Source organism: Streptomyces sp. 840.1, from assembly GCF_003751445.1.
GTDB lineage: Bacteria > Actinomycetota > Actinomycetes > Streptomycetales > Streptomycetaceae > Streptomyces.
In genome coordinates this window covers 4,441,734-4,461,528 of sequence record NZ_RJUU01000001.1, presented here as the reverse complement: position 1 = coordinate 4,461,528, position 19,795 = coordinate 4,441,734, and the positions used below count along the sequence as shown (strand labels likewise).

Here is a 19,795-nt window from a genome sequence, read left to right as displayed (position 1 = left end):
CTCTTCTGTGGCTTACGCGGCAGGTGGGCGGGTAACTCGGGGACAGACCCGGCCCACTTATACGATCGCCCACCGCAGGGACTCAAAGCGTCAATCGCAGGTCGCTTTCTTATCCCCCGCATACCGCAGCTGGAGTACGCCGCGGCTGCACCCTCACTCCACCCTGGGGCGGACAAGGCCCGATTCGTAGGCTATTACCACCAATTGGGCCCGGTCCCTGGCACCGAGCTTCGCCATCGCCCTGTTCACATGGGTCTTGACGGTCAGCGGGCTGACCACCAGGCGCTCCGCGATCTCGTCGTTGGAGAGCCCGGCCGCGACCAGGACCAGCACCTCGCGCTCCCGCGTGGTGAGGGCCGCAAGGCGCTCGGAGTACTCCGCCGCGCCCGGCCCCCCGTCGGCCGAACCGCCGCCCTGCGCGAGGAACGTGGCGATCAGCCCCTTGGTCGCGGCCGGCGAGAGAAGCGCCTCGCCCCCCGCCGCGATCCGGATGGCGTTGAGGAGTTCCTCCGGCTCCGCCCCCTTGCCCAGGAAGCCCGAGGCGCCGGCCCGCAGCGACTGGACCACGTACTCGTCCACCTCGAAGGTGGTGAGCATGACCACGCGTACGTCCGCGAGATCCGGGTCGGCGCTGATCATCCGGGTCGCGGTGAGCCCGTCCGTGCCGGGCATCCTGATGTCCATCAGCACCACGTCGGCACGCGTCGAGCGGGCCAGCTCCACCGCCTGCGCACCGTCCGCGGCCTCACCGACCACCGTCATGTCGGGCTCCGAGTCGACCAGTACCCGGAACGCGCTGCGCAGCAGCGCCTGGTCGTCGGCGAGCAGGACCTTGATGGCCGGTGTCATGCGTTCTCCCCCGTCCGGCCCGCCATGTCCGGTTGATCCGGCTGCTGGGGGAGGGCCTTGACGGGCAGGATCGCATGGACGCGGAATCCGCCGCCGTAACGGGGTCCGGCGCTGAGGGTGCCGCCCAGGGCCGTGACCCGTTCCCGCATGCCGAGCAGGCCGTGGCCGCCCCCGTCGTCCCTGCCGTCCGGATTTCCGCGGCCGTTGTCGAGCACCATGACCTCGGCGGTGGCCCCGACCCGTACGACGCTCACCTCGGCCTTGGCACCGGGACCCGCGTGCTTGCGGACGTTCGTCAGCGCCTCCTGGATGACCCGGTACGCGGCCAGGTCCACGGCGGCGGGCAGCGGCGGGTTCCCGTCGGCCGCGCAGGCCACCTCGACGGGCAGCCCGGCCCGGCGCACGGTCTTCACCAGCTCGTCCAGGACCGCGAGGCCGGGGGCGGGTTCGGTCGGCGCCTCGGGGTCGCCGGACTGGCGCAGCAGCCCGACGGTGACCCGGAGTTCGTTGAGCGCGGAGCGGCTCGCCTCGCGGACGTGGGCGAGCGCCTGCTTGGCCTGGTCGGGGCGCTTGTCCATGACGTGGGCCGCTACCCCGGCCTGCACGTTGACCAGGGCGATGTGGTGGGCGACGACGTCGTGGAGGTCGCGGGCGATCCGCAGCCGTTCCTCGGCCACCCTGCGCCTGGCCTCTTCCTCGCGGGTCCGCTCGGCCCGTTCGGCGCGCTCCCGGATCGCGTCGACGAACGCCCGCCTGGAGCGCACCGCGTCGCCCGCGGCGCCGGCCATTCCGGTCCAGGCGAAGACGCCGAAGTTCTCCTGGCTGTACCAGGGCGCCGACCCGAAGAGCATCGCGGCGGCGGTGAGCGCGGTCATCGTGAGCAGCCCGGCCCGCCAGGTGGTGGGGCGGTCGGTGCGGGAGGCGATGGTGTAGAGGGCGATGACCACGCTCATCACCACCGGGGCGGGCGGGTCCACCAGCACCAGTTCGACGACCGTCAGTCCGCCGGTGGCGACGAGCACCGCCATCGGATGGCGGCGGCGCCACACCAGGGCGAGGGCGCTCAGCACCATCAGCAGCACGCTGCTCGCGGCGGGCGTGCGGGTGCCGAAGGTGGGTCCGTTGTGCGAGCCCGGATCAGCGAACGATCCGATGATCATGGACGTGAGCACGCACAGGGCGAGCGCTCCGTCCGGCGCGAGCGGGTGGTCGCGCAGCCAGTGCCGGACGCGCAGCACGCCGGTTCCGAGGGTGGTCACGTCAAGCAACGTTACGGCGTGTCGCGCGGAAATCCGTCCGGCCTGCGCCGAGCAGGGGCGCCGGGGTGACGGGCGTACGCACGACTGTGCCCCGCGTCCGGCGGACCGGGCGCGGGGCACTGTCGGTGCGGGTGCTGGAGTTGCCGGTAGTCAGCCGGGAATCAGACCGTCGTCGCGGAGCATGGCGCGTACCTCTTCGAGGGTCGCCTCGGGTGACGGCAGGATCAGCTCGGACGGCTCCAGGGAGTCGTCCGGCAACGGCGTGCCGAGTTCGCGCACCCTGGCGAGGAGCGCGTGGAGAGTGGAGCGGAAGCCGGGGCCGTCGCCGCTCTCCATTTCGGCGAGCAGTTCGTTGTCGAGCTCGTTGAGCTCGGCGAGATGACTGTCGGCCAGGAGTACCTGGCCCTCCCCCATGATCCGTACGATCATGACGCTGCCTTAGTTCTTGTCGAATTTGTTCGGGGACCGGTCCTGCTGCTGTTGCTGGGCGGCATCCTGCGGGCCGCCCTCGATGGCCTGCTGCGAGGAGGAGCCGCCGGCCAGTTCGGCCTTCATGCGCTGCAGCTCCAGCTCCACGTCCGAACCACCGGAGATCCGGTCCAGCTCGGCGGTGAGGTCGTCCTTCGCCGTGCCGGTCGGGTCGTCCAGGGCGCCGGAGGCGAGCAGCTCGTCGATCGCGCCGGCGCGGGCCTGGAGCTGCTGGGTCTTGTCCTCGGCCCGCTGGATCGCCAGGCCGACATCGCCCATCTCCTCGGAGATGCCCGAGAAGGCCTCCCCGATCCGGGTCTGCGCCTGGGCCGCCGTGTAGGTGGCCTTGATCGTCTCCTTCTTGGTACGGAAGGCGTCGACCTTGGCCTGCAGCCGCTGGGCCGCGAGGGTGAGCTTCTCCTCCTCACCCTGCAGCGTGGTGTGCTGCGTCTCCAGGTCGGTGACCTGCTGCTGGAGTGCCGCCCGGCGCGACAGCGCCTCGCGGGCCAGGTCCTCGCGACCGAGCGCGAGCGCCTTGCGGCCCTGGTCCTCCAGCTTCGAGGTCTGGCCCTGCAGCTGGTTCAGCTGCAGCTCCAGACGCTTGCGCGACGTCGCCACATCGGCGACACCGCGGCGCACCTTCTGAAGCAGCTCCAGCTGCTTCTGGTACGAGTAATCGAGGGTCTCGCGCGGGTCCTCGGCCCTGTCAAGAGCCTTGTTCGCCTTCGCGCGGAAGATCATCCCCATACGCTTCATGACACCGCTCATGGGCTTCGCGCGCCCCCTTCTGACTTAACCGGTCTCCAGCACTCCAACAGAACCCACAGTACGGGCCCTGTCTCTATTACCGCACTGTTCGAGCAAGGATGTGGTCCTCCCCAAGGACGACTGACACCGCCCGGCACTCCGGCGCAGGGAGTAGGTGAAGGTCGGGGAATCCGTTGACGACGGCCCTGCCGCCCCGCTGACAACGCCCGAATCGTCCCGCTCGCACACTGCTGGGGACGCAGGCCGTTGCCGGATCGTTCCCGGCCGGTCTGGGGTCGTCGCGATCGACCCCGTACCCTTGGGCCTTGTGTTCCGTAGCCGCTCCAAGGAAGAGAAGGCCCCCACCGGCAAGGTGACGGCGGACCTCTCCAAGACGCCCCGCGACCCGCAGGCCCCCAAAGGTCGCCCCACCCCCAAGCGCAGCGATGCCCAAACGCAGCGCCGTCGTGCCTCCAGTGGAGCGCCGACCGACCGCAAGGAGGCCATGAAGCGCCAGCGCGAGGCGCGCCGCGTGGACATGGCCAAGCAGCGTGAGGCGCTCGCCAGTGGTGACGAGCGCTATCTGCCGGCCCGCGACAAGGGCCCGGTGCGGCGCTTCGTCCGTGACTTCGTGGACTCGCGCTTCTGCATCGCGGAGTTCTTCCTGCCGCTCGCCGTGATCATCCTGATTCTCAGTGTGATCCAGGTGCGGGGCATCCAGAACATCTCGCTGCTGCTCTGGCTCGGCGTCATCGTGCTGATCGTCGTCGACTCGATCGGGCTGACGTTCCGGCTGCGCAAGCAGCTGAACGAGCGCTTCCCCGATACGCCCAAGCGCGGCGCGGTCGCCTACGGCCTGATGCGCACGCTCCAGATGCGACGACTGCGACTGCCCAAGCCGCAGGTCAAGCGCGGAGAGCGGCCCTGAGTACGGATCTCTTCGGCGCGGCCGGCGGTGCGTCCGCCGGCCGGCCGGGTGATGCCGCGTCCGGGTTCTCCGGGGCCGCGTCGGCCTGGCTGGAGGGGCTCGGCGGCCTGCGCAACACCGTGCGCCAGGAGCTGGTCGCCCGGCAGCTGGACGAGCAGATCGCGGCCCGCTTCCCGGTCGGGCAGCGGCTGCGGATCCTGGACGTCGGCACGGGCCAGGGCACCCAGGCGCTGCGCCTCGCGCGGGCCGGCCACACCGTGACCGGGCTCGAGTCGGACGCCGGGATGCTGCGGACCGCCCGTGAGGCACTCGCCGGCGAGCCCGAGGGAATCCGCGAGCGGGTCCGGCTGATCGAGGGCAACGGCCAGGACACCGGGGTGCACTTCCTGCCCGGCAGCTTCGACGTGGTGCTCTGCCACGGCGTGCTGATGTATGTCCAGGCACCCGACGCCATGGTGGCCGGGCTCGCCCGGATGCTCGCGCCCGGCGGCCTGCTGTCCCTCCTCGTACGGAACGCGGACGCGCTGGCGATGCGGGCCGGGACCGCCGGGGACTGGGACACCGCGCTGGCCTCGTTCGACACCGACCGGTACACCAACCGGCTCGGGGTGTCCGTACGCGCGGACCGGCTCGACGCCCTCACCGCGACGCTCGCCGGGATCGCGGCGCCGCTGCATGCCTGGTACGGGGTGCGTGTCTTCACGGACAACGTGCGCAACGACGTGGCGCTGCCGCCGGCCGCCGAGCTGGAGCGGGTGCTCGCGGCGGAGGACCGGGCGGGCCGGACGGACCCCTACCGCCGGGTGGCGGCCCTGCTGCACCTGTGCGGAGTACGGGGCTGAAGAACGCGCCCCGGCCGCGCTCGGGCGGGCGCGCTCGACGAGCCACTGATCGGGTGCGCTCAACGAGCCACCAATGGGGCCAAAAGTGATAATCCGGACATGGATTCCACTCACTCCCGCAGCCGTGCGCGCCGGCTGCTGCTGCCTCTGACCGCAGGTGTCTGTGCGATCGCGCTGGCCGGCGGTTGCTCCGACTCGAACTCGAACTCCTCCGCGCCCGACGCGACGAAGTCCGGCACGGTCCAGCAGGGCTCGGCCTCCAAGGCCACCGGCGACCTCCAGGCCGAATACCAGTCGGTCATCGAGAACGTGCTGCCCTCGGTGGTGCAGATCGACGCGTCGGACAGCCTGGGCTCCGGCATCGTCTACGACACCAAGGGCCATATCGTCACCAACGCCCACGTCGTCGGCAAGGAGAAGACCTTCAAGGTCAGCTCGGCCACCGGCGAGAAGGTGCTGAGCGCCTCGCTGGTCGCCGCCTACCCCGAGCAGGACCTCGCCGTCATCAAGCTCGACAACGTGCCCAAGGGGCTGAAGGCCGCGAAGTTCGGCGACTCGGAGAAGGTCGCGGTGGGGCAGATCGTGCTGGCGATGGGCTCGCCGCTCGGACTGTCCAGCAGCGTCACCCAGGGCATCGTCTCGGCGCTCGGCCGGACCGTCAGCGAGAGCAGCGCGGGCGGCGGCACCGGGGCCACCATCGCGAACATGGTGCAGACCTCCGCCGCGATCAACCCGGGCAACAGCGGGGGCGCGCTGGTCAACCTGAACAGCGAGGTCGTCGGCATCCCGACGCTGGCGGCGACCGATCCGCAGCTGGGCGGGAGCGCGGCGCCCGGCATCGGGTTCGCGATCCCGGTCTCGATGGTGAAGACGGTCGCGGACCAGATCATCAAGAGCGGCAAGGTCACCGACTCGGGCCGGGCGGCGCTGGACATCACCGGCCGCACGGTCGTCGACAACAGCTACAAGCCGGCCGGGGTCGCGCTCGTCAGCGTCTCGAAGGGCGGCGCGGCCGACAAGGCCGGTCTGCGGGCCGGGGACATCATCACCAAGATCGGGAGCACGCCGGTCACCACGATCACGTCCCTGTCGGAGGCGCTGGCCTCGGACAAGCCGGGCCAGAAGGTGACCGTGACGTATCAGCGCAGCGAGGCGGAGAAGACCGCGCAGGTCACCCTGGGCGAGATCTGAGAGGCGGCGCGCGCGGCGGCCGCGCGGCCGCCGGGCACGTCCCGAGGGGCGCGCGCGGCGGCCGTCCGGCTCAGCTCTGCTCGGCCTGCTCGGGCTGTTCGGCCGGTTCGGGCTGCTCGGCCTGGAGGCTCATCGGGCCGTAGATCTTCGTTCCGTCGTCGAAGAGCGTCACCTGGGCCGCCCCGCCGTCCAGGAGTTCCTTCCAGTACTCACCGATCCAGGACTCCGCGTCGCCCTGCGTCGTGAATTCCTCCGGCTGCAGGGCCGGCTCCGTCTCCGTGCCGTCGGACTTCTCGAACCGCCACGTCCACGCCATGTCCGCCTCCTGGGTCCATTTGTTCCGTACGGCAGCCTAGTGCTTACGACCAGCGCGGGAAGGGGCCCCGGCACCTCCGGTCACCCCCACGTCGCGCACCCGGCGCGGGTACGCGGGAGGATCGGACCGTGGAACTGACTCTGCTCGGCACCGGAGCCCCCGACGGGCTGCCTCGGCCCGAATGCCCCTGCGCCGCCTGCGCCACCGCCCGGGGGACGCGCAGCCGGGCGGCGACCGCCCTGCTGGTCGACGACGCGCTGCTGCTCGACCTGACCCCCGGGGCGGTGTTCGCCGCCGCCCGCGCGGGGCACTCGCTCAGCGGCGTACGCCAGGTGCTGCTCACCCATCCGCACGACGGCCCCGCCGTCGAGCTGCCCGCCGGGCTGCCCGCGGCGGGCCGGGTGCCGGACGGGCGGGAGCTGACCCTGATCAGCGGGCACCGGGTGCGGGCCGTGCCGATGGACGCGCCGGGCACCGGGTACGAGGTGACGGCGCCGGAGGGCGAGCGGCTGCTGTACCTGCCGCCGCGCGCCGCCCCGGCCGGTCTCGCCGACCGGATGGCGGAGCCGTACGATCTGGTGGCCTGCGATGTCGTGGGGCGCCCCGACGCGGTGGCCCGGCTGCGGGCCGTCGCCGCGATCGGGCCGGCCACCGAGGTGATCGCCGTCCATCTGGACCATGACGCGCCGCCCGGCCCCGAGCTCGACCGCAGGCTCGCGGCAGCCGGCGCGCGGGCCGTGCCGGACGGGACGACGCTCCCGGTCGGCGGCTACCGCGCGGCACCGGACATCCCCCGGCGCACCCTGATCACCGGCGGCGCGCGGTCCGGGAAGTCGGTGGAGGCCGAGCGGCGCCTGGAGACCTATCCGGAGGTCGTGTACGTGGCGACCGGCGGCTCCCGCGACGGCGACGCGGAGTGGGCGGAGCGGATCGGGCTGCACCGGGAGCGCAGACCGGCGGCCTGGCGCACCGAGGAGACCTGCGAGCTGGCGGAACTGCTGGCCTCGGACGGGCCCCCGCTGCTGATCGACTGCCTCTCGCTCTGGCTGACGGACGCGATGGACCGGGTGGACGCCTGGGACGACACGGCGTGGGCGGGCGGCGGGCGGAGCACCCTGCGCAAGCGGACGGCGGAGCTCGTGGCCGCCGTCCGGGGGACGCGGCGCACCGTCGTCGCGGTCACCAACGAGACCGGTTCCGGGGTGGTGCCCGCGTCGGCCGCGGGGCGGCGCTTCAGGGACGAGCTCGGCCGGCTGAACGCGGCGGTGGCCGCCGAGTGCGAGCAGGTGCTGCTGGTGGTGGCGGGGCAGTCGCTGACCCTGCGCGGCTGAGGATCCGGCCGGCGCCGGGGGCGGCGCACCGGCAGGGGCCCGGAAATCGTGGCGGGTACTGTTCCGCAGGGGGAGGTCACCCGGCATGCTCTGAGGGGCTGTGGCCGGGCTCCCCGGCCCACACGACGTATCGACCCGCGAGGCAGACCCCCGTGAATCTGGACGACTTCTCCGACCTGATCGAACGCCCCGACGGGGGTGTACGGCGAGACGCCGAGGAGCGCCGGGAGCGCTTCGCCGTGCCGCCGGGCGCCCTCGGCCGCCTCGACGAGCTGGGTGAATGGCTCTCGGCCGCCCAGCAGGCCGTTCCGGTCAGGCCGATCGGGCAGCCGCGTGTGGTGCTGTTCGCCGGTGATCACGGGGTGGCGGCGCTGGGCGTCTCCGGCCGGGCGGCCGGCAGCGCGCACGAGCTGGTGCGGGCCGCACTCGACGGTGCGACGCCGGGCGCCGTGCTGGCCCGCCGGTTCTCCGTACCGGTGCGGATCGTCGACGCCGGCCTGGACTGCGACCCGGAGCTGCTGCCGGAGCACGTGGTGCGGACCCGGGTGCGGCGGGGCAGCGGCCGGATCGACATCGAGGACGCGCTGACGGCCGAGGAGGCCGAACGGGCGGTGCGCCTCGGTATGGCGATCGCCGACGAGGAGGCCGACTCGGGCACGGACCTGGTGGTGCTCGGCGATCTGAGCGTGGGCGGCACGACGGCCGCGGCCACCCTGATCGCGGCGCTGTGCGGCACCGACGCCTCGGTGGTCACCGGGCGCGGCGGCGCGGGCATCGACGACCTGGCCTGGATGCGCAAGTGCGCGGCGGTCCGGGACGCGCTGCGCCGGGCCCGGCCGGTCCTGGGCGACCAGCTGGAGCTGCTGGCCGCGGTGGGCGGCGCGGACCTGGCGGCGATGACCGGCTTCCTGCTGCAGTGCGCGGTGCGCCGGCTGCCGGTGATCCTGGACGGCGTGGTCTCGGCGGCCGCGGCCCTGGTCGGCCAGCGGGCCGCGTTCCGGGCGCCGGACTGGTGGCTGGCGGGTCACGTCAGCGGGGAGCCGGCCCAGGCGAAGGCGCTGGACCGGATGGCGCTCAACCCGGTGCTCGACCACGGCGTCATGGTCGGGGAAGGAAGCGGGGCATTGCTCGCACTTCCGTTCGTGCAGGCTGCCGCCGCGCTGGCGGCGGAACTGCCCGAGCGCGCACCGGCCGCCGACGAGGACGACGAGAAGGAAGAGCTGGGGGACGGGGACGACGACGGGAAGGCGGCCGTCGGCGAAGGGGCCAACGAGAGCGAACCGGCCGGGAACTGACGGGAAGCAGCCGGCCGGCCCGGCTGCGGCCGCCGGACACCGGCCGCGACGTGGCCTCTTATGAAGTGCGATGCCCCATATGATCGCTTTTCATGGGAGAGGTCAGATTGGCCAGCGAGGAATCCGGGCGGGGCGCCGTTCCGGCACAGAGCACGGTCCGGTCACGACGCAGCGCGGCCTTCGCCATCTGGTACCTGCGTGTCGTGTCGTTCATCAACTTCCTGAGCGCCGCCTGGGTCACCTTCGGACAGGACCTCCGGCGCCACAACACCGAGAACTACTTCACGCCCTACCTGCTCACCGCGGGCTTCTCGTCCGGGGTGGTGGCGCTCTTCCTCGCGGTCACCATGCGGCGGCGCAAACGCGCCGCGTGGATCGTCAACATGGTGCTGAGCGGGCTCACGCTGCTGCTCTTCGCCGCGGTGATCGGCTTCCCGGAGATCCGCCGGTACCCGCAGAACTGGATCTCGCTGGCGCTGACCGCCTCCTTCGTCCTCGCGCTGGCCCTCGGCCGGCGCGAGTTCTACGCCAAGGGCGACCGGTCCAATCCGAAGCTGGCCGCGCTGGTCGCGGTCGTCGGGCTGCTGGTCACCTCGCTCATCGCGGCGGCCCTGGTCGCCGCCACCAACACCGCGCACGACGAGTCCCGTTCGACGTTCCTGGACCGCTGGCGCTACGGGGCGCTGCGGCTGGTGTCCGTCGCGGACAACGACACCCGGTTCCCCGGCATCACCACGCCCGGCTGGGTCAACGTCGTGATCAACATCATGTCCACGCTGCTGCTGATCGCCGTCGTCTACGCCGCCTTCCGCTCCCGCCGGGCCGTCGACCCGATCAGCCCGCAGGACGAGGAGGCGCTGCGCGTCCTGCTCGACAAGCACGGCGACCGGGACTCGCTCGGGTACTTCGCGCTGCGCCGCGAGAAGAGCGTCATCTGGTCCCCGACCGGGAAGGCGGCCGTCACCTACCGGGTCGTCGGCGGGGTCTCGCTGGCCTCCGGTGACCCGATCGGCGATCCGGAGGCCTGGCCCGGGGCGATCGGCCCCTGGCTGGCCGAGGCCCGCGAGCACGGCTGGACCCCGGCCGCGATGGGCGTGAGCGAGGAGGGCGGCACCGTCTACGCCCGGCACGGGCTCGACGCCCTGGAGCTCGGGGACGAAGCGATCGTGGAGACCGCCGAGTTCACCCTGGAGGGACGGGCGATGCGCACCGTCCGCCAGGCGTACAACCGGGTCAAACGGGCCGGCTACGACGTGACGGTACGCCGGCACCAGGAGATCCCCGAGGACGAGATGGCCGAGCTGGTGCGCCGGGCCGACGACTGGCGCGACGGGGCCACCGAACGCGGCTTCTCGATGGCGCTCGGCCGCCTCGGCGACCCGGCCGACGGCCGCTGCGTGATGCTCGAATGCCGCGACACGGCTCCCGAGGAGGGCGGGCGGGGCGAGCTGCGCGCCGTGCTGAGCTTCGTCCCCTGGGGCCCGAACGGCCTCTCGCTCGACCTGATGCGCCGTGACCGGGACGCCGAGAACGGCCTGATGGAGTTCATGGTCATCGAACTCCTGCAGCGGGCCGAGGAGATCGGCGTCACCCAGGTCTCGCTGAACTTCGCGATGTTCCGCTCGGTCTTCGAGCGCGGCTCCCGGCTCGGCGCCGGGCCGGTGCTCAGACTCTGGCGGTCCCTGCTCAGCTTCTTCTCGCGCTGGTGGCAGATCGAATCGCTCTACCGCGCCAACGCCAAGTACCGGCCGATCTGGGAACCGCGCTTCATGCTCTTCGAGAAGAGCTCCGACCTGCTGCGCATCGGCATCGCCGCGGGACGCGCCGAAGGGTTCCTGGAGGCGCCCGGTCTGCCCAAGTGGCTGCACCGCTCGCACCTCGGACCGCGTGGATGAGACCCGTGCGCGCCCTGGGCCGGGCCGCCCGCCGGGAGTGGGGTCCGCTGTGGGCGACCGTACGGGCCGCACTCGCCGCCGACCGGCTGCGGGCCGTCCCGATGACACTGACGGCGGTCGGTCTCACCGCGGTGCTCCAGGTGGTGCAGAACCGGTCCTGGGGCTTCGGCCCGGTGCAGACGCTCGGTTCGGTGCGGGCCGAGGATCCGCTCTGGGTGGCTCTGCTGCGTACCCCGCTGTCGCTGTTCGTGCCCGCGCTCGATCTGCCGGTCTGGGGCGCGCTGGCGCAGTTGCTGCTGGTGTTCGGGATCGCCGAGATCTGCCTGGGCCGGTGGCGGACGCTGCTGATCGCGTACGTCGCGACGCTGGCCGGGACGCTGTACGCGCGGATCGGGGTCGCGGTCGGCCCCGACGGGTTCCTCGGGCTGCCCGCCTCCGACGCCCTGGTCGTGGACACCGGCCCCTCGGCGGCGGTGGTCGCCCTCGCGGTCTACCTCTGCCACGTCCACCGCGCCCGGTTCACCGGAGCGGTGGTGATCGCGGCGATGGTGGCCGAGGTGGCCGTCAAGGACAACCTGGCGGGCAAGGAGCATCTGGCGGCCATCGTGGCGGCCCTCCTCCTGTGCGCGGTCTCGGGCCGCCGGGACCGGCGCAGGCTGCGCCGCCGTCAGGGTTTGGGCGTGGGCGCCGGGACCCGGTCGGGCGCGCCGCCGATCAGGTCCTGAAACCTGCGGCGCGGGCCGGCCCAGCGGACGTCGTGGTGGTAGGCGCGCAGCACCGCGCGGGAGCGGGCCCGGTGCCGGTTGCGGTAGAACCGCTTCGCCCACGTGGAGGTGGGCCGGGCGAGGCGGATCGCCCCGATGAGGGCGACGAACGGGACGAGAGTGCCCACCACCGCCATCCGCGCCTTGCCCTTGAACAGCGCGATCAGCACGAAGCAGAAGTTGATGACGACCGTGAGCACGGCGCTGAGGCGGCCCTGCTGCTGATCGTCGCTCAGGTCGTTCACGCCGAGCGGCGAGAACCCGCCCAGCACGAGCAGCACCAGAGCCGCGGTGAGCACCACGACCTCCACGCTCTGGCGGCCCTCCTCGGTCCAGTACACGTCGTCCAGGTGCAGGATCAGCGCGAACTCGTCCAGCACCAGCCCCGCGCCCATGCCGAACACCACCGCGCAGATCCCGGCGGTGACACCGTGCCGGTCGCTGGCGACCGCGCCGAAGCCGCCGACCACGCTCAGCACCACCCCGGGCACCACGTGGTGGACATGGACCCCGCCGGGGGTGAAGTTGCCGAAGGGGCCCTTCCCGGCACGGATCATGCGGGTGATGACCCGGGTGATCCCGAAGGTCAGCACGAAGGAGGCCAGCGCCAGGAGCAGGGGCAGCTTCCCCGGCTCGACGACGTTCTGATCGAACCAGTGACCCATGCCACCCACTCCCGATAAACCGCTTTCGCCCCGCTCCGTGACGTTTTGCACAATCTATCGGCCGCGTCCACCGATTAGCCTGCGCGCCGTGACCTCCCTGAACAGCCACGGCATACGTTTCGCCTTCGGCACCCTCACCGTCATCCCCGTCCGCGTCACCCGCTGGGACCGCGAGGCGGCGCGGACGGGGATGCTGTGCGCCCCGCTGGCCGGTCTGGCCGTGGGGGTCCTCGCGGCGGTGCCGGGCAGCCTGCTGCTGCTGTGCGGCTCGGGGGCGCTGCTCGCCGCCGTGGCCAGCGCGGCGGTGCCGGCCGCCCTGACCAGGGGGCTGCACCTGGACGGTCTCGCGGACACGGCCGACGGGCTCGGGAGCGGGAAACCGGCCGAGGACGCGCTGCGGATCATGAAGCAGTCCGACATTGGGCCATTCGGTGTGATCACCCTGCTGTTCGTGCTCCTCGCGCAGGTGGCGGTCCTTCAGCAGCTGTACGCGCAGAGCTGGGTACGGGGCGCGGCCGCCGCCGCCGTGGCCGCCGTCGTCGCCCGGCTCGCCCTCACGCTGGCCTCCCGACGCGGGGTCCCGGCGGCCCGCCCGGAGGGGCTGGGCGCCGCGGTGGCCGGCACGGTCCCGGTCCGGGGCGCGGTGGCGGCCGCGTTGGTGACGGTGGCGGCGTGCGCGGGCGCGGGAGCGTCGTTCGGCGGGTACGGGGCGCTGCGGTACGGTCTGGCCGCCCTGGCCGCTCTCGCGGTCGCCCAGCTGCTCCTGCGGCACTGCGTGCGGCGCTTCGGCGGGGTGACCGGCGACGTGTTCGGGGCACTGGCCGAGACGGCGGCGACCGTGACGCTGGTGGGGCTGGCGCTCGGCTGAGCGAGGACCGGCCGCCCGGTCAGGCCCCGGCCGCCGGGCACCCCCGGCGCCAGACGCCGAGCTCGTACTTCTTGAGCAGCGAGCTGAGCCCCAGCCGCCGGGAGTCCGCGCAGAACCGTGCCACGGGCAACTCGTACTCCACGTGGAAGACCGCCTTGCCCGCCTTCACGAACGGGGTGAGCTCCTCGCACTCCTCGTACTGGGCGCACTGCTCGTTCACCGCGAAGTCGAAGTCCCCCACCAGCTGGGGAATCTGCGGGAGGTCGTTCTTCAGGCCGACGGCGAGGCCGTGGCGGTGCGCGGTGCGGGCGACGATCCGGTTGTAGCGCAGCTGGTCGGCGGCGGTGAGCGGGAAGCCGGACCGGTTGCGGTAGCCGTCCATGTTGTCGGGTTCCACCGCGTCGAAGCCCTTCTTCGCGCACATCGCGATCCGGGTCTCCATCAGCGGCTCCAGCACGTCGGTGCGGCGGATGTCGAGCCACCGCTCCCCCGCCCAGCCGTTGCTTTTGCCGAGGACCGCCGCCGGGAAGTCGTCCGCGTCCGGGCGGAACTCCTCCCAGGCGCCGGTGGAGAGGTAGCAGATCACCTTGCGCCCCTTGCGGTGCAGGCCGGCCACCTGGTCCGCGTCGTGGTCGAAGCCGTCGATGTCGTACACCGGGGCGTCCACGGTGGTGTCCAGCCGGCCGGACAGCTGCCACTGCCAGTCGGTGCCCGGTTCGGGCTGCCAGCGGTCCCCGGCGGACGGGGCGGCGGCCCCGGCGGATTCCGGCGCCGAGGTGCAGCCGGCCAGCACCGCCAGCAGAATCAGTACGGTGACCGGCAGCACCGCCGGCCCCCCGGTCACTCTTGCGGCCAGCCGCTCGCGCATCGTTCTCCCTGCTCACCGGCGTGCGGCCAACACCGCTCCGGTCACGCCCCGTTCCCCCCGGGAAGATCGTCCCGGCAGGACAACCGTACGACTCCCCGGACGCATACCCGCCCCGCCGCCGTGATCCGGCACCAAGGGCGCGCGTAGGCTCATTCCCGGCACATTGCGGCGACGCCTACGATGCGCCGGGCCCGGTCGACCCGCCCTCTCGGCCAGCACAGGCCAACACAGACCGGCACAGAACTCTACGGAAGCGAGATTTCACCACCGTGACTGCTCTCACTCTCAGCACCTCCGGTGCGGCGACGCTGCGCGCCGACGCACTCGTCGTCGGCGTCGCCAAGGGCGCCGGATCCAAGGCCGGCGACCTGGTCCTCGCACCGGGCGCCGAGGCCGTGGACAAGGCGTTCGGCGGAAAGCTCGCCGCCGTCCTGGAGACCCTGGGCGCCAGTGGTGCCGAGGGCGAACTGACCAAGCTCCCCGCGCCCGACGGTCTGAAGGTCCCGGTCGTCATCGCGGCCGGACTCGGCCCGGCCCCGGAGAAGGACGGCGCCTACGACGCCGAGGCGCTGCGCCGGGCCGCGGGCTCCGCCGCCCGCTCGCTCGCCGGCTCGAAGAAGGCCGGCTTCGCGCTGCCCGTCGGTTCCGTCGAGGACGCCGAGGCCGTCGCGGAGGGCGCCCTGCTGGGCGCATACGCCTTCACCGCCTACCAGCGCGGTGAGAACAAGCTGGCCCCCAAGGCATCCAGTGGCGCGAAGCAGCCGCTCGCCGAGGTGGCCGTGCTCGGCGCCAAGCCCCGCGACAAGGCGTTCAAGGCCGCCGCGGAGCGCGCCGTCGCGCTGGTCGAGGAGATCAACCGCGCCCGCGACCTGATCAACACCCCGCCGAACGACCTGTACCCCGAGTCCTTCGCCGCCGTGGCCACCGCCGCCGGCAAGGAGCACGGCATCAAGGTGCAGGTGCTCGACGAGAAGGCCCTGGTCAAGGGCGGCTACGGCGGCCTCCTCGGCGTCGGCCAGGGCGCGGCCCGCGGCCCGCGCCTGGTGAAGCTCGCCTACACGCACCCGAAGGCGGAGAAGACCCTGGCCCTCGTGGGCAAGGGCATCACCTACGACTCGGGCGGCATCTCGCTGAAGCCGGCCGGCCACAACGAGACGATGAAGTGCGACATGGCCGGCGCCGCCGCCGTGTTCGCCTCCGTCGTCGCGGCCGCCCGTCTGGGCCTGCGCGTCAACGTCACCGGCTGGCTCGCGCTGGCCGAGAACATGCCCTCGGGCAGCGCCACCCGCCCCGGTGACGTGCTGAACATGTACAGCGGCAAGACCGTCGAGGTCCTCAACACGGACGCCGAGGGCCGTCTCGTCCTGGCCGACGCGCTGACCCGCGCCTCCGAGGAGAAGCCGGACGCGATCGTCGACGTGGCGACCCTGACCGGCGCGATGGTGCTGGCCCTGGGCAACCGCACTTTCGGCATCATGGCCAACGACGACGCCTTCCGCACCTCGATCCACGAGATCGCCGACGAGGTCGGTGAGGCCTCCTGGCCGATGCCGCTCCCCGCCGACCTGCGCAAGGGCATGGACTCCCCGACCGCCGACATCGCCAACATGGGCGAGCGGATGGGCGGCGGCCTGGTGGCCGGTCTGTTCCTGAAGGAGTTCGTCGGCGAGGGCATCGCCTGGGCGCACCTGGACATCGCGGGCCCCGCCTTCCACGAGGGCGCCCCGTACGGCTACACGCCCAAGGGCGGCACCGGATCCGCGGTCCGCACCCTGGTCAAGCTCGCCGAGCGCACCGCGGCCGGAGACCTGGGCTGAGGTCGTCATCGCTGGTCGGCCCCGGGCATACGTCCGGGGCCGTCCGTGTTCCACCCACGGCACCGCGGCCGGGTCCGGGCGGGTTTCGCTCTCGACGAAACTCGACGAAATCAGCCCCTCCCACGCAGCGGTGACCCGCTGGGACGGACGATCGTCCGTCCCAGACCCGGGCCCCGCGTCCCGCCCACCGTCAACAAGTGCGAAGATGGGTTCTCGGCAGGACAGGGCCCCCACCACAGGGCCGAATGACAAAAGCGGCCGCACACCAGCCGACCGGCCGGTCACACCCCGATGAAGGGGCCCGGCGTACGGCGCACATGCATGGAGGACGTGACGTGGCGAACGACGCCAGCACCGTTTTCGACCTAGTGATCCTCGGCGGTGGCAGCGGCGGTTACGCCGCGGCCCTGCGCGGAGCGCAGCTGGGCCTGGACGTCGCTCTGATCGAGAAGGGCAAGGTCGGCGGCACCTGCCTGCACAACGGCTGTATCCCCACGAAGGCCCTGCTGCACGCCGGTGAGATCGCGGACCAGGCGCGCGAGGCCGACCAGTTCGGTGTCAAGGCCACCTTCGAGGGCATCGACATGGAGGCCGTCCACAAGTACAAGGACGACGTGATCTCGGGCCTGTACAAGGGTCTGCAGGGTCTCATCGCCTCCCGCAAGGTGCACTACATCGAGGGTGAGGGACGGCTCTCCTCCCCCACCTCGGTGGACGTGAACGGCCAGCGCATCCAGGGCCGCCACGTGCTCCTGGCGACCGGCTCCGTGCCGAAGTCGCTCCCGGGCCTGGAGATCGACGGCAACCGCGTCATCTCCTCGGACCACGCACTGAAGCTGGACCGGGTCCCGAAGTCCGCGATCGTGCTGGGCGGCGGCGTCATCGGCGTCGAGTTCGCCTCGGCGTGGAAGTCCTTCGGCACCGACGTCACCATCGTCGAGGGCCTGAAGCACCTGGTCCCGGTCGAGGACGAGAACAGCTCGAAGCTTCTTGAGCGCGCGTTCCGCAAGCGCGGCATCAAGTTCAACCTGGGCACGTTCTTCCAGGGTGTCGAGTACACCCAGGACGGCGTCCGGGTGACCCTCGCCGACGGCAAGACCTTCGACGCCGAGGTGCTGCTGGTCGCCATCGGCCGCGGCCCCGTCTCGCAGGGCCTCGGGTACGAGGAGGCCGGTGTCGCGATGGACCGCGGCTACGTCCTCGTCGACGAGTACATGCGGACGAACGTCGAGACCATCTCCGCCGTGGGCGACCTCGCCCCGACGCTCCAGCTCGCGCACGTCGGCTTCGCCGAGGGCATCCTCGTCGCGGAGCGGCTGGCCGGTCTGAAGACCGTCCCGATCGACTACGACGGTGTCCCGAAGGTGACGTACTGCCACCCCGAGGTCGCCTCCGTCGGCATCACCGAGGCCAAGGCCAAGGAGCTCTACGGAGCGGACAAGGTCGTCGCCCTCAAGTACAACCTCGCGGGCAACGGCAAGAGCAAGATCCTCAAGACCGCGGGCGAGATCAAGCTCGTCCAGGTCAAGGACGGTGCCGTGGTCGGCGTCCACATGGTCGGTGACCGTATGGGCGAGCAGGTCGGCGAAGCCCAGCTGATCTACAACTGGGAGGCGCTGCCGGCCGAGGTCGCGCAGCTCATCCACGCGCACCCCACGCAGAACGAGGCGATGGGCGAGGCCCACCTGGCCCTCGCCGGCAAGCCCCTGCACTCCCACGACTGATCCAGTCGAACGGGCGCGACGACCGACCACTTCCGCATTTTCGTAAGGAGCAACTGAAACCATGTCGGTTTCCGTAACCCTTCCGGCGCTCGGCGAGAGCGTCACCGAGGGCACTGTCACCCGTTGGCTGAAGGCCGAGGGCGAGCGCGTCGAGGCCGACGAGCCGTTGCTCGAGGTATCGACCGACAAGGTCGACACCGAGATCCCGGCTCCCGCCGCCGGCATCCTGGCTTCCATCAAGGTCGCCGAGGACGAGACCGTCGAGGTCGGCGCCGAGCTGGCCATCATCGACGACGGCACCGGCGCGCCGGCCGCCGAGGCTGCTCCGGCCGCCGAGCCCGAGGCCGCCCCGGCCCCGGCACCGGCCGCCGAGGCCCCTGCCGAGGCCCCTGCCGAGGCTCCGGCCCCCGCAGCCGAGGCTCCGGCCGCCGCCCCCGCCGGTGGTGCCTCCGGCACCGACGTCACCCTTCCGGCGCTCGGCGAGAGCGTCACCGAGGGCACCGTCACCCGCTGGCTGAAGGAGGTCGGCGAGGAGGTCACGGAGGACGAGCCCCTCCTCGAGGTCTCCACGGACAAGGTCGACACCGAGATCCCGGCCCCGGTTTCCGGTGTGCTGCTGGAGATCGTCGTCGCCGAGGACGAGACCGCCGAGGTCGGCGCCAAGCTCGCCGTCATCGGTGCCCCCGGCGCCGCTCCGGCCGCTGCTCCGGCTCCGGCCGCAGCTGCCCCGGAGCCCGCCGCCCCGGCTGCCCCGGCAGCTCCCGCCCCGGCACCCGCAGCAGCCCCGGCTCCGGCCGCCCCGGCTCCGGCCGCCCCGGCTCCGGCCCCGGCGGCTCCTGCGGCACCCGCCGCAGCTCCGGCTCCGGCCGCTCCGGCGCCCGCCGCCGCTGCTCCGGCTCCGGCTCCGGCTCCGGTCACCCCGGCGGCTCCGGCCGCTCCGGCCGCGACCTCCGGTGACGACGGCGCGTACGTCACGCCGCTGGTCCGCAAGCTCGCCGCCGAGAACGGCGTCGACCTGGGCGCGGTCAAGGGCACCGGCGTCGGTGGCCGTATCCGCAAGCAGGACGTCGTCGCCGCCGCGGAGGCCGCCAAGGCCGCCGCCGCTCCGGCTCCGGCCGCCGCTGCCCCGGCAGCGTCCAAGGCGCCGAAGCTCGAGGCGTCCCCGCTGCGCGGTCAGACGGTCAAGATGACCCGCATGCGCAAGGTCATCGGCGAGAACATGATGAAGGCGCTGCACTCGCAGGCCCAGCTGACCTCGGTCGTCGAGGTCGACGTCACCAAGCTGATGAAGCTGCGCAACAAGGCGAAGGACGGCTTCGCGGCCCGCGAGGGCGTCAAGCTCTCCCCGATGCCGTTCTACGTCAAGGCCGCCGCCCAGGCGCTGAAGGCCCACCCGGTCGTCAACGCCCGGATCAACGAGGACGAAGGCACGATCACGTACTTCGACTCGGAGAACATCGGCATCGCCGTGGACGCCGAGAAGGGTCTGATGACCCCGGTCATCAAGGGTGCGGGCGACCTCAACATCGCCGGTATCTCGAAGAAGACCGCCGAGCTGGCCGGCAAGGCCCGCGGTGGCGGCCTGACGCCGGACGACATGTCCGGTGCCACCTTCACCATCAGCAACACCGGTTCGCGCGGTGCGCTGTTCGACACCGTCATCGTGCCGCCGAACCAGGCAGCCATCCTGGGCATCGGCGCCACCGTCAAGCGTCCCGCGGTCATCGAGACCGAGGAGGGCACCGTGATCGGTGTCCGCGACATGACGTACCTCTCGCTCTCCTACGACCACCGTCTGGTGGACGGCGCGGACGCCGCCCGCTACCTGACCTCGGTCAAGGCGATCCTGGAGGCCGGTGAGTTCGAGGTCGAGCTCGGCCTCTGAGCACCACGGTTGTAACCAGCCTCACCAGCGGCGCCCCCGTCCGGAACACTCCCGGGCGGGGGCGCCGCCGTATTGTCTAGACA

18 protein-coding genes are annotated in these 19,795 nt (G+C 72.2%); 11 read left to right on the top strand and 7 right to left on the bottom strand.

Features of this window, described 5'->3' with window-relative positions; genetic code table 11:
• Nucleotides 1–153: 153 nt before the first annotated feature.
• From EDD93_RS20400 to EDD93_RS20385, 4 genes are all read right to left on the bottom strand, one after another.
• Entirely contained in the window at nucleotides 154–849 is a 696-nt protein-coding gene (locus EDD93_RS20400; RefSeq protein ID WP_123526514.1) for a response regulator transcription factor, read from the bottom strand.
• Nucleotides 846–2,108 carry a sensor histidine kinase gene (locus tag EDD93_RS20395; protein ID WP_123526513.1) on the bottom strand — a complete coding sequence of 421 codons (1,263 nt, stop codon included), beginning with the start codon at nucleotides 2,106–2,108 and terminating at the stop codon, nucleotides 846–848. The genes EDD93_RS20400 and EDD93_RS20395 overlap by 4 nt, the downstream gene beginning before the upstream one ends.
• A 150-nt stretch (nucleotides 2,109–2,258) precedes the next feature.
• Nucleotides 2,259–2,537, bottom strand: coding sequence for a PspA-associated protein PspAA (locus EDD93_RS20390; protein ID WP_123526512.1), 279 nt, complete (start codon nucleotides 2,535–2,537; stop codon nucleotides 2,259–2,261).
• 9 nt (nucleotides 2,538–2,546) lie between these two features.
• Nucleotides 2,547–3,332 (bottom strand): PspA/IM30 family protein, encoded by a 786-nt coding sequence (locus EDD93_RS20385; RefSeq protein ID WP_123526511.1) that lies wholly within the window; start codon nucleotides 3,330–3,332, stop codon nucleotides 2,547–2,549.
• A gap of 319 nt (nucleotides 3,333–3,651) precedes the next feature.
• Between EDD93_RS20385 and EDD93_RS20380 the strand changes: the two genes are divergently transcribed.
• The 3 genes from EDD93_RS20380 to EDD93_RS20370 all read left to right on the top strand — a co-directional run bounded on the left by EDD93_RS20380 (nucleotide 3,652) and on the right by EDD93_RS20370 (nucleotide 6,284).
• A complete protein-coding gene (locus tag EDD93_RS20380; RefSeq protein ID WP_123526510.1) occupies nucleotides 3,652–4,251 on the top strand; it encodes a DUF3043 domain-containing protein in 600 nt (199 codons plus the stop codon).
• Nucleotides 4,252–4,340: 89 nt separating this feature from the next.
• Entirely contained in the window at nucleotides 4,341–5,093 is a 753-nt protein-coding gene (locus EDD93_RS20375) for a methyltransferase domain-containing protein (RefSeq protein WP_185092506.1), read from the top strand.
• 99 nt (nucleotides 5,094–5,192) lie between these two features.
• Entirely contained in the window at nucleotides 5,193–6,284 is a 1,092-nt protein-coding gene (locus EDD93_RS20370; RefSeq protein WP_123526508.1) for a S1C family serine protease, read from the top strand.
• Nucleotides 6,285–6,354: 70 nt separating this feature from the next.
• Here EDD93_RS20370 and EDD93_RS20365 read toward each other — a convergent pair whose 3' ends face one another.
• Nucleotides 6,355–6,600 (bottom strand): hypothetical protein, encoded by a 246-nt coding sequence (locus EDD93_RS20365; protein ID WP_123526507.1) that lies wholly within the window; start codon nucleotides 6,598–6,600, stop codon nucleotides 6,355–6,357.
• 128 nt (nucleotides 6,601–6,728) lie between these two features.
• Between EDD93_RS20365 and EDD93_RS20360 the strand changes: the two genes are divergently transcribed.
• The 4 genes from EDD93_RS20360 to EDD93_RS20345 all read left to right on the top strand — a co-directional run bounded on the left by EDD93_RS20360 (nucleotide 6,729) and on the right by EDD93_RS20345 (nucleotide 11,846).
• Nucleotides 6,729–7,931 (top strand): bifunctional adenosylcobinamide kinase/adenosylcobinamide-phosphate guanylyltransferase, encoded by a 1,203-nt coding sequence (locus EDD93_RS20360; RefSeq protein WP_123526506.1) that lies wholly within the window; start codon nucleotides 6,729–6,731, stop codon nucleotides 7,929–7,931.
• Between the two features lie 152 nt (nucleotides 7,932–8,083).
• The gene (cobT, locus tag EDD93_RS20355; protein WP_123526505.1) at nucleotides 8,084–9,226 is read left to right on the top strand and encodes a nicotinate-nucleotide--dimethylbenzimidazole phosphoribosyltransferase; all 1,143 of its coding nucleotides are present in this window, start codon (nucleotides 8,084–8,086) and stop codon (nucleotides 9,224–9,226) included.
• A 92-nt stretch (nucleotides 9,227–9,318) separates the two neighbouring features.
• Complete coding sequence (locus tag EDD93_RS20350) at nucleotides 9,319–11,121, top strand: phosphatidylglycerol lysyltransferase domain-containing protein (RefSeq protein ID WP_123526504.1); 1,803 nt, start codon at nucleotides 9,319–9,321, stop codon at nucleotides 11,119–11,121.
• The gene (locus EDD93_RS20345) at nucleotides 11,118–11,846 is read left to right on the top strand and encodes a hypothetical protein (RefSeq protein ID WP_123526503.1); all 729 of its coding nucleotides are present in this window, start codon (nucleotides 11,118–11,120) and stop codon (nucleotides 11,844–11,846) included. Before EDD93_RS20350 ends, EDD93_RS20345 begins: the two co-directional genes overlap by 4 nt.
• Here the strand turns inward: EDD93_RS20345 and EDD93_RS20340 are convergent.
• Nucleotides 11,789–12,550 (bottom strand): hypothetical protein, encoded by a 762-nt coding sequence (locus tag EDD93_RS20340; protein WP_123526502.1) that lies wholly within the window; start codon nucleotides 12,548–12,550, stop codon nucleotides 11,789–11,791. The two genes, EDD93_RS20345 and EDD93_RS20340, sit on opposite strands and share 58 nt — an antisense overlap.
• 88 nt (nucleotides 12,551–12,638) lie before the next feature.
• On the opposite strand from EDD93_RS20340, the gene EDD93_RS20335 reads away from it, so the two are divergent.
• Nucleotides 12,639–13,418, top strand: coding sequence for an adenosylcobinamide-GDP ribazoletransferase (locus tag EDD93_RS20335; RefSeq protein ID WP_123526501.1), 780 nt, complete (start codon nucleotides 12,639–12,641; stop codon nucleotides 13,416–13,418).
• 19 nt (nucleotides 13,419–13,437) lie between these two features.
• On the opposite strand, the gene EDD93_RS20330 is transcribed toward EDD93_RS20335, so the two are convergent.
• Nucleotides 13,438–14,286 carry an endo alpha-1,4 polygalactosaminidase gene (locus EDD93_RS20330; protein WP_123526500.1) on the bottom strand — a complete coding sequence of 283 codons (849 nt, stop codon included), beginning with the start codon at nucleotides 14,284–14,286 and terminating at the stop codon, nucleotides 13,438–13,440.
• Between the two features lie 269 nt (nucleotides 14,287–14,555).
• Here EDD93_RS20330 and EDD93_RS20325 point away from each other — a divergent pair, with 269 nt between their 5' ends.
• The 3 genes from EDD93_RS20325 to sucB all read left to right on the top strand — a co-directional run bounded on the left by EDD93_RS20325 (nucleotide 14,556) and on the right by sucB (nucleotide 19,712).
• The gene (locus tag EDD93_RS20325) at nucleotides 14,556–16,103 is read left to right on the top strand and encodes a leucyl aminopeptidase (RefSeq protein WP_123526499.1); all 1,548 of its coding nucleotides are present in this window, start codon (nucleotides 14,556–14,558) and stop codon (nucleotides 16,101–16,103) included.
• A gap of 335 nt (nucleotides 16,104–16,438) precedes the next feature.
• Nucleotides 16,439–17,827, top strand: a complete 1,389-nt coding sequence (gene lpdA / locus EDD93_RS20320) for a dihydrolipoyl dehydrogenase (RefSeq protein WP_123526498.1) — start codon at nucleotides 16,439–16,441, stop codon at nucleotides 17,825–17,827.
• A gap of 61 nt (nucleotides 17,828–17,888) precedes the next feature.
• Nucleotides 17,889–19,712 carry a 2-oxoglutarate dehydrogenase, E2 component, dihydrolipoamide succinyltransferase gene (sucB, locus tag EDD93_RS20315; RefSeq protein WP_123526497.1) on the top strand — a complete coding sequence of 608 codons (1,824 nt, stop codon included), beginning with the start codon at nucleotides 17,889–17,891 and terminating at the stop codon, nucleotides 19,710–19,712.
• The last annotated feature ends 83 nt before the right edge of the window (nucleotides 19,713–19,795 follow it).

Bases quoted from the DNA above. Each gene is read 5' to 3' on its own strand.
- EDD93_RS20400 (WP_123526514.1), bottom strand. From the start codon at position 849: ATGACACCGGCCATCAAGGTCCTGCTCGCCGACGACCAGGCGCTGCTG.
- EDD93_RS20345 (WP_123526503.1), top strand. From the start codon at position 11,118: ATGAGACCCGTGCGCGCCCTGGGCCGGGCCGCCCGCCGGGAGTGGGGT.
- sucB (WP_123526497.1), top strand. From the start codon at position 17,889: ATGTCGGTTTCCGTAACCCTTCCGGCGCTCGGCGAGAGCGTCACCGAG.
- EDD93_RS20385 (WP_123526511.1), bottom strand. From the start codon at position 3,332: ATGAAGCGTATGGGGATGATCTTCCGCGCGAAGGCGAACAAGGCTCTT.
- EDD93_RS20340 (WP_123526502.1), bottom strand. From the start codon at position 12,550: ATGGGTCACTGGTTCGATCAGAACGTCGTCGAGCCGGGGAAGCTGCCC.
- EDD93_RS20365 (WP_123526507.1), bottom strand. From the start codon at position 6,600: ATGGCGTGGACGTGGCGGTTCGAGAAGTCCGACGGCACGGAGACGGAG.
- EDD93_RS20330 (WP_123526500.1), bottom strand. From the start codon at position 14,286: ATGCGCGAGCGGCTGGCCGCAAGAGTGACCGGGGGGCCGGCGGTGCTG.
- EDD93_RS20390 (WP_123526512.1), bottom strand. From the start codon at position 2,537: ATGATCGTACGGATCATGGGGGAGGGCCAGGTACTCCTGGCCGACAGT.
- EDD93_RS20370 (WP_123526508.1), top strand. From the start codon at position 5,193: ATGGATTCCACTCACTCCCGCAGCCGTGCGCGCCGGCTGCTGCTGCCT.
- EDD93_RS20350 (WP_123526504.1), top strand. From the start codon at position 9,319: ATGGGAGAGGTCAGATTGGCCAGCGAGGAATCCGGGCGGGGCGCCGTT.